Here is a 1,878-nt window from a genome sequence, read left to right as displayed (position 1 = left end):
AAGAACTGGCGAGTGGTTCCTCACGGGGACGAGTGGGCTGCGAAACCCGAGGGATCAGACCGGCCCTCCAAAATCTTTGACACGAAGAAGGAAGCGGTGGAGTACGCCCGTGAAAAAGCCCGCCAAGCGGGTGGTGAGCTGACGATCCACGGAAAGGACGGCAAAATCCAGGACAGGGACAGCTACGGCAACGACCCCTATCCCCCGAAGGATAAGAAGCACTAAGCGCCAGGAGCCTTGCGGGCCACCCGGTAGGCCCCCGCCCTGGACCCGGCGGGAGGACGCACCACCTCCAGGAGCCCCCGCTCGGTCAGGAGGCGGAGCGCCCGGGCGGCGGCGTCCGGGCTCATCTCCAGCTCCTGGGCCAGCTCCCGGGCGGAGTACTCTCCCTCCCCAAGGGCCCAGATGTGGAACCAGACCAGCCGGGCGGAGCAGGGAAGGCCCTTGAACCTCTCGGGCTGGTACAGAGGACGCCTAGGCACGCCCATAGCTTAACGGCGGGCAGGGGCCGGCGCGTCCCGAGGGGGCGAAGCTTCCGCGCGGCGGCGTGCACGGCGCGCGGAGCGAGCCCCCGAGGGCGGCCCCCGGGCCGAGCGTCAGCTGGACCGCGGCGGCGTGCACGGCGCGGCGGCCCGGGGGCCGAGCGCCGGCCCGGAGGGGAGTCCCGCGCCCGCGGCGGGTGGTGGGCAAGGGCGCGCCCCGGCCCGCCGCCCCCCCTCGCGGGGGGCAGGCGAGGCCGGGGCCTCCCTCAGGCCTCCCGGGAGAGGAGGGCGGCGAGGGCGCGAAGGGCCTCCTTCTCCAGGGCCCAGGCCACCCGGGCCATCTCCAGGTTGGCCTCGGCCACCCGGTACACGCTCCGGGCACTCCTGTAGGCCTCCTCCTGCTCCCTCGTCCTCTCCAGGAGCTCCGCCTGGCGCTGGGCCTCGTTCCTGCCCTCGAGGCCCTCCCGGATGGCCCGGGCGCGGGCGTCCTCCAGGTCGTCCTGGGCCGCCTCGAGGGCCAGCCTGGCCTCGGCGTGGGCGGCGATGGCGGCGATGAGGGCCCGGGCCCGGTCCCTGAGGGCCTCCAGAACCTCATCCACGCGGGCCTTGAGCTCCTCGGTCTGGATCTGGGTCAGGTTCTCGCTCACGGCTTCCTCCTGGAAGGGGGGGCGGGAAGACCCCGCCCCCCGCGCGGGCTACCTGGTGCCGGGGCCGAGGCCCTTCACCTCATCGGAGAGGGGGGACACCCGGCCGGGATCCTGGGGGCCGAGGGCCGAGGCGGGGGCGGAGAGGAGGAGGAGAAGGGCGAGGAGAAGGGCGAGGGCGCGCATTAGAAGGGCACCTCCTCTTCCCCGGCGGGCTGGGCAGGCTCCTTCTCCCGGAGGATGCGGGCGGCCTCGAGGCGGGCCTCCTCCAGGAAGGCGCCCACGGTCTCACCAAACGCCAGCACGTCCGCGAAGGCGATGGCCAGGGCGCGGGCCTCCTCCAGGGCCTCGAGGATGTCCCGGGCCAGGAGGGTGGGGGCCACCCAGCTCGTGGCCTCCCCGGCGAGGGCCCAGCCGTAGAGCTCGGCGAGCTTCTCCCGGGCGCGGGCGATGGCCCAAGCGGCCTGCTGAACGGCCTCGTCCCTAGTGAGAACCTTTGCCTGCGTGCTAACCTGCTTCATGGTTCCCTCCTTTGGAACCCGGAGGCCTGGCTCTTGGCGGGGTCCCGGCCTCCGTTTCCGTCCTCATAATATGACACAAAAGCTAGCTTGTCAAGCCCCTTGAGCTAGAAGAGGCTGGACTGAACCGGGTGCAGAACCCACCCCGGAACCCCGGCCAGGGAGAGGGGGACCCACCCCGGACCCTGGGGACGGGGCTCCCCGGCCACCCAGACGGGGAGGCGGGCCTCGAGG

At 72.7% G+C, this 1,878-nt stretch carries 5 protein-coding genes; 1 reads left to right on the top strand and 4 read right to left on the bottom strand.

What is annotated here, in order from left to right; translation table 11 throughout:
• A partial coding sequence (locus tag BLP62_RS13390; RefSeq protein WP_093008758.1) for a DUF2188 domain-containing protein occupies positions 1-225 on the top strand: 225 nt, incomplete at its 5' end.
• On the opposite strand, the gene BLP62_RS13385 is transcribed toward BLP62_RS13390, so the two are convergent.
• The 4 genes from BLP62_RS13385 to BLP62_RS13375 all read right to left on the bottom strand — a co-directional run bounded on the left by BLP62_RS13385 (position 222) and on the right by BLP62_RS13375 (position 1,647).
• On the bottom strand, positions 222-488 hold the full coding sequence (locus BLP62_RS13385) for a helix-turn-helix domain-containing protein (protein WP_093008757.1): 267 nt from the start codon (positions 486-488) through the stop codon (positions 222-224). The two genes, BLP62_RS13390 and BLP62_RS13385, sit on opposite strands and share 4 nt — an antisense overlap.
• 260 nt (positions 489-748) lie before the next feature.
• Positions 749-1,129, bottom strand: coding sequence for a hypothetical protein (locus BLP62_RS13380; RefSeq protein ID WP_093008756.1), 381 nt, complete (start codon positions 1,127-1,129; stop codon positions 749-751).
• A gap of 48 nt (positions 1,130-1,177) precedes the next feature.
• Positions 1,178-1,312, bottom strand: coding sequence for a hypothetical protein (locus BLP62_RS14485; RefSeq protein WP_012477514.1), 135 nt, complete (start codon positions 1,310-1,312; stop codon positions 1,178-1,180).
• Positions 1,312-1,647, bottom strand: a complete 336-nt coding sequence (locus BLP62_RS13375; protein WP_093008755.1) for a hypothetical protein — start codon at positions 1,645-1,647, stop codon at positions 1,312-1,314. The genes BLP62_RS14485 and BLP62_RS13375 overlap by 1 nt, the downstream gene beginning before the upstream one ends.
• Positions 1,648-1,878 lie beyond the last annotated feature (231 nt).

The sequence above is a fragment of the Thermus arciformis genome, assembly GCF_900102145.1.
In the GTDB taxonomy this organism is placed as follows: Bacteria; Deinococcota; Deinococci; order Deinococcales; family Thermaceae; genus Thermus; species Thermus arciformis.
This window is presented reverse-complemented; position numbering and strand designations above follow the sequence as displayed.